This window comes from Parabacteroides sp. ZJ-118, assembly GCF_011038785.1.
GTDB lineage: Bacteria > Bacteroidota > Bacteroidia > Bacteroidales > Tannerellaceae > Parabacteroides.
Genome location: NZ_JAAKDT010000069.1, coordinates 1 through 6,276 on the forward strand (window position 1 = coordinate 1; position 6,276 = coordinate 6,276).

Below are 6,276 nucleotides of genomic sequence, written 5' to 3' on the forward strand. Positions count from 1 at the left end.
AGAAGAGGCAATCCAACAGAAAGAAGAGGCAATCCAACAGAAGGATCAAGCGATTCAAGAACAGAAACAGGCTCTTCTGCAGAAGGATCAACTTATTCGAGGTATGATTCGAATGTTGGAACAAGATGGATTGAATGAGCGACAGATCGCGCAAAAGTTGGCTTTGTCTGTTGAACAAATCCAAAAATTGAAATAAGAAGGAAATAATCCCTACTTTTGCGAAGAACGGAATATGAAGGTTTTCCTATATTTGCGTTGTCTTCAAATGTAAATAGATTATATGGAAAAACAAAAACAGCAGCCTCAGCGGTTGCGATCATTGGATGCCCTCAGGGGGTTTGACATGCTCTTTATTATGGGCGGTGCTTCGTTATTTGTCGCTTTGGCGACATTGTTTCCGAATCCTTTTTTTCAGGCGATAGCCGGACAGATGGAGCATGTGGAATGGAACGGGTTGGCGCATCACGACACGATCTTTCCGCTGTTTCTCTTTATCGCGGGTATCTCGTTTCCGTTCTCACTAGAGAAGCAACGAGGAAAAGGTATGACGGAAGGGGCGATTTATAAAAAGATCGTCCGTCGGGGAATTACCTTGGTTTTCCTGGGATTGGTATATAACGGGCTATTGTCGTTTGAATTTGATCACCTGCGTTGCGCGAGCGTGCTGGCGCGTATCGGGTTGGGATGGATGTTCGCGGCCTTGTTGTTTGTCCGTTTCGGTTGGGAAGTGCGTGCGGGGGTAACGGCTCTTATCTTGGTTGGCTATTGGCTGGCGATGGCTTTCGTGCCTGTGCCGGACGCCGGTGGGGCGGGGCCGTTCACGCTCGAGGGAAACTTGGTGGGGTATATAGACCGCCTGTTTCTTCCCGGACGTTTGTACGAGACTGTCTTTGATCCGGAGGGTTTGTTCTCTACCGTCCCCGCGATTGCCACGGCGATGCTGGGTATGTTCACCGGTGAGTGGATTAAGTCGCGGAAAGAGGGGCTGACCGACCGAAAGAAAGTGCTTTGTTTGGTAGGAGCGGGGGCTGTGCTGTTGATCGTCGGCTTGTTATGGAGCTTGGTCTTCCCGATCAACAAGAAGCTATGGACAAGCTCCTTTGTCTGTGTGGTAGGTGCTTATTCCGTTTGGATGTTTGCTTTGTTCTTCTATATCATAGATGTATTGGGGTGGCGTAAATGGACCTTGTTTTTTACCGTGATCGGCATGAACTCTATTACGATCTATCTGGCGCAGCGTTTCATCCGTTTCTCCTATACTTCCGAGGCTATATGCGGAGGGTTGGCGAAGCTGATGCCCGAGACCGCTCAGCCTTTGGTTAGCGCTATCGCGTATATCGCCGTTTGTTGGGGATTCTTGTATTTCTTATATCGCCAACGTATTTTCTTGAAAGTATAATAAACGAATGGAGAAAAAGGAATATTGATAATTTTCCTATTTTTGTAGGCGTTTTATAAACATACTATTTCCCTTAAAGTATAGAAACAAGAAAATTTAGATCGAGAAAAGATGGAATCAATCAAACAAATATACCGGATTGGTCATGGCCCTTCAAGCAGTCATACCATGGGGCCGATGCGCGCGGCACAAATGTTCTTGGAACGTAACCGGGGCGCTGTTCGTTTTAACGTGACCTTATATGGTAGCCTAGCTGCTACGGGAAAAGGCCATATGACGGATGCCGCTATTCTTGAGGTGTTACAGCCGGTAGCGAAGACAAATATTACTTGGGAACCCAAGACCTTCTTGCCGTTCCATCCGAACGGGATGCTGTTCGAGTCGTATAATGAGAGTGGTGAGGAGCTAGATACGTGGACCGTATATAGTATCGGTGGGGGAACCTTGGCAAACGAGTCTTTCAATGAGTTGAGGACGGAGCAAGTATACGATATGCATACGATCAAGGAGATACAGGCTTGGTGTGAGAAGACGGGCCATTCCTATTGGGAGTATGTGGAGCAACACGAAGGCCCTTCTATCTGGGATTATCTGGCGGAGGTATGGGATGTGATGCAGGATGCGGTTCGCCGTGGTCTGGAAGCGGAAGGTATCTTGCCGGGGGGCTTGGGCATTCGTCGTAAGGCTTCCGATTATATGATCCGTGCGAAAGGTTATGGCAGTAGTATCAAGAGCCGGGGAATGGTGTATGCCTATGCCTTGGCGGTGTCTGAGGAGAACGCATGTGGCGGGAAGATCGTGACCGCTCCGACTTGTGGCTCTTGCGGTGTAATGCCTGCGGTTCTTTATCACTTGAAGGAGACGCGCGAGTTCCGGGATTCCCGTATATTGCGTGCGTTGGCTACAGCGGGCTTGTTTGGGAATGTGGTGCGTACGAATGCCTCCGTATCGGGGGCTGAGGTAGGTTGCCAAGGTGAGGTCGGTGTGGCTTGCGCTATGGCTGCCGGTGCCGCCAGCCAGTTGTTTGGTGGTACGCCTGCCCAGATCGAGTATGCTGCCGAGATGGGACTGGAGCATCACTTGGGACTGACTTGCGATCCTGTTTGTGGCTTGGTACAAATTCCTTGTATCGAGCGAAACGCTTTTGCCGCCGCCCGTGCGCTTGACGCGAATACGTTCTCGAACTTCTCCGACGGAAAACACCGGGTAAGTTTTGATCAGGTGGTCGAGGTGATGCGCCAGACAGGTAATGATCTGCCTAGTCTTTATAAGGAGACCTCGGAAGGTGGTCTGGCGAAGAACATGGAGAACCCGAATGATTAAAAGATACGATTTGATTTACTAATAAATAATCTACTAGTGATGATAAACGGAAGGAAAAGCCTGTTTTGCACGGTATTGATGGCCGGAGCCTTGATGTCTTGCGGTGGTCCAAAACAGGCTCCAAGCGAAGAGATCGCGAAGAGTGGTAATCCTGTATTCGAAGGTTGGTACGCCGATCCGGAGGGAATCATTTACGGGGATACCTATTGGATTTACCCGACTACGAGTGATTTGTATGAGAAGCAAACCTTTTTCGATTGCTTCTCTTCCAAGGACTTGGTGAATTGGACCAAGCATACCGCTATCTTGGATACGGCAGAGGTGAAATGGGCGAAGATCGCTATGTGGGCTCCTTCGGTAATCAACAAGGACGGTAAGTATTATCTTTTCTTCGGGGCGAATGACGTGCATGAGGGAGAGATCGGGGGCATCGGTGTTGCCGTGAGCGATCGTCCGGAAGGGCCTTATAAGGATTTGTTGGGTAAGCCGCTGATCAACGAGATCGTGAACGGGGCGCAGCCGATCGACCAGTTTGTTTTCCACGATGCTGACAGTGATGAGTATTATATGTATTACGGTGGTTGGAAGCACTGCAATATGGTACGCTTGAATAAAGATTTTACCGGACTCATACCGTTTGAGGACGGAACGATTTATAAAGAGGTAACTCCCGAGGATTACGTGGAAGGCCCGTTTATGTTTAAGAAGAATGGTAAATATTACTTCATGTGGAGTGAGGGCGGCTGGACCGGACCGGATTACAAGGTCGCTTACGCCATTTCCGATTCTCCTTTTGGCCCGTTCAATCGTATCGGGGAGGTCTTGCGGCAAAATTTCGATATCGCTAACGGAGCGGGGCACCACTCGATCGTGCATGTGCCGGGTTCGGAAGATTACTACATCGTGTACCATCGCCGTCCAGCCGGAGTTAAGACACGTGACCACCGGGAGACTTGTATCGAGAAGATGACGTTCAACGAGAAGGGATTGATCAATCCCGTGGAGATTACGACCGAAGGCGTTGAGGCTCGTACGATCCAATAATTACTTCCGATAGAAACGGATGACGGATGAGATAACAACAGAAAGATTGAGTAATGAGAAAGAGATGGCTGCTTAGTATCATCGTGATGCTTTTCCCTTTCGTCGCCTCGTTCGCGGCGGACCCGGAGGAGGGTACTTATCCAACGGTTGGGAGGCTTTTTCATATAGCCCGAAGTGTGAATAAGAATTTGGTTTGTTACGATGTGAATCTGAGGGACGGTAAGTTGGACACGCATGATCCCTTGAATGTTTATTGGGTTAATCGGGAAAAGCATCCGGGGGAAACCAATGGCTTGAGTTATATCCAGCGGAAAATGGCTTACGGGTACAAACTGATCTCGGCGAGCGAAAACGCTTGCGTATGCTCATTGACCGCTTATCCCTCCCGCCAATTGACGATCGCCAAACGAGATTCCCGCTATGTATGCTACATAACGATCGCCAACCAAAAGGCGATTCTTCAGTCTCTCTACGTTAAAGCCAGCTCCAGGAATCCTTTAAGCGTTGAGTATGTAGAACTCCAAGGAATCTCTGTCGCCACGAATCAACCGGTAACGGAAAAAGTCAGGAGATAGAGGGCTCTCTCTTCCCGATGATAGTTGCCTTATATCTGTAACACAAGGATAAATCGGCATCCCTTTTTGTATTCCTTATCGATAGATAGGGTCCCGTTTAGTTTGCTTGCCATTAACGCGCAGATCGGTAGCCCCAATCCATCGCCTTGCGCCAAATCCTTCGCCTCGTTAAAAGGCTTGAATAAGTTCTCTTTTAGATCATCGGGTATGCCTGTACCGTTGTCTGTAATGATGAATTGGCAGACATGAGCCCCCTTCCGTTTAAATTCCAGACGGATGTTGCCGCTGGAAGTATATAACGCGGCATTTCTCAACAAATGCAACAAGACTTGTTCCAGATGCTCGGCATTTGTCTTAATCTCCAATGGGGGTATGTCCGTTACGAGATTGACCTCCGGTTTAACCTCTCCTTTAACCTTCTCCACGATTTTCTTACCGAAGTTTCCCACATTAAAAGAACTAACCTCATACGGTTCCATCAACGTATTCTCCAAGGAGGAAAGCTGTTGGATATGAGTCGTGAACCGCTTTAAAGCCTCTACCCGTGCCAATATATCCTCAGCCTGCTTTGGAGCTACCTCCTGCAATTCCTTGGCGGATGCGTTAAGCTTGCTCAAGGTAGGCTCCATCTGAACCGATAGGTTTTGGATGAATTGGGCCTGCTGCTCGCTATGTTCATTTGTCGTCTGAATGATCTTCTTTAATTTCTTATTCAGCACGACAAAGCGCAGCAAAAGGAATCCTAAGAAAAGCAAGGCGGCTATAAGGATTACCACGAATGTGATCAGTCCGACAATCATAGATTGCTTAACGGACAGTTTATCGTCTTTCTCCTGTATCGTCTGTAAGCTTTGATCGTACTTTTGCTGTAACGCTCCCAATTGATCCTTCGCCGTAAGGGCCTTTACGGAGTCCGTCCATACGATGTATTTCTCGTAGGTGCGTTCCATCAGCGGGGCATTGTTTGCTTTACGAGCCGAAGAGATCAGGTTTCGGTAGCAATCGCTTACCTTGTCGTATTCTTTCTTCTCTTTATACCAGTTGATCAGTTTTTGGAAAGCGGCATCTCCCTGTTCGTTTTGCCCGAACGTATAATAATAACCCGCTTGGGTATACAATAAATTGTTCGATAACTGCTCGTCGCCTGCTTGGCTGGCCAGATTATCCAATATGTTGAGTTGAACTTGCGCTTGGGCGGCATTCTTTAGTTTAATATACATTTCCAGTCGTTCTTTCGTTATTTGGAAATGTTGCTCATAAAGTGGTTGCTGCAACTTCTGCTCCTCGGTCAAGATAAATTGGTCCATCTGGCGGCAAAGGTTGAAAGCTTCTTGATAGTAATTCTCGCGATAGTATAGATAAACCGCTTGCGTACCGGCATCGATCGCTTGTTGATAATCTCCTTTTTGGGATGAGCTTTTGTAAGCTTGTAAAAAAAGATAACGAGCTTTGGTGTAATCTTTCTTTTCCAGGCTGTTTTGTGCCTGTGTCATAAATTGATTCGTCGTGTCTTGCGCCTGTGTGACAGGGTTGTAACAAAGCATAAAAGATAGTAAAAGATAAATAACCCACATGACTTAAAAATTTATTTTTGAAGTAAAAGTATGTATTTACTGGGATTCATACAAAATATATCAAGGGAAAATAACAGATATCTTATTTTAGATTTTCAACGGTTTGACGCAACCATTTGAGGAATAAATATTTAGCAGGGCATTTGAAGATTAACAGTAACGATTTAACAACCGTGCGAATTTCAGCGTTTTGCGTAAGCGTCCAAGCACAGCCGGACGAAATTGCAAATCACGGATTCAATGGCTGTTAGCTTCTATCCCCTGATTTTGTTTTCATTAAACATTTAGTATTTATTAGTACTCAAACCCATGTTCATGGGGAGCATGCTGCTGTAATCGGTGCACCCGCGCACGATTTTGG

The 6,276-nt window shown here is 47.1% G+C and carries 5 protein-coding genes and 1 pseudogene; 5 read left to right on the forward strand and 1 reads right to left on the reverse strand.

Going from position 1 to position 6,276, the window contains the following annotated elements; genetic code table 11:
- The 5 genes and pseudogenes from G7Y39_RS12835 to G7Y39_RS12855 form a co-directional block, all read left to right on the forward strand.
- Positions 1-196: pseudogene (locus tag G7Y39_RS12835) on the forward strand (hypothetical protein); the annotation flags it as partial.
- Positions 197-280: 84 nt separating this feature from the next.
- Complete coding sequence (locus tag G7Y39_RS12840) at positions 281-1,399, forward strand: acyltransferase family protein (protein ID WP_165157841.1); 1,119 nt, start codon at positions 281-283, stop codon at positions 1,397-1,399.
- Positions 1,400-1,510: 111 nt separating this feature from the next.
- Entirely contained in the window at positions 1,511-2,722 is a 1,212-nt protein-coding gene (locus tag G7Y39_RS12845) for an L-serine ammonia-lyase (RefSeq protein ID WP_165157842.1), read from the forward strand.
- A gap of 39 nt (positions 2,723-2,761) precedes the next feature.
- A complete protein-coding gene (locus G7Y39_RS12850) occupies positions 2,762-3,766 on the forward strand; it encodes a glycoside hydrolase family 43 protein (protein WP_165157843.1) in 1,005 nt (334 codons plus the stop codon).
- Between the two features lie 53 nt (positions 3,767-3,819).
- The gene (locus G7Y39_RS12855; protein WP_165157844.1) at positions 3,820-4,341 is read left to right on the forward strand and encodes a DUF4833 domain-containing protein; all 522 of its coding nucleotides are present in this window, start codon (positions 3,820-3,822) and stop codon (positions 4,339-4,341) included.
- 29 nt (positions 4,342-4,370) lie between these two features.
- Here G7Y39_RS12855 and G7Y39_RS12860 read toward each other — a convergent pair whose 3' ends face one another.
- Complete coding sequence (locus G7Y39_RS12860) at positions 4,371-5,915, reverse strand: HAMP domain-containing sensor histidine kinase (RefSeq protein ID WP_165157845.1); 1,545 nt, start codon at positions 5,913-5,915, stop codon at positions 4,371-4,373.
- Positions 5,916-6,276: the final 361 nt, after the last annotated feature.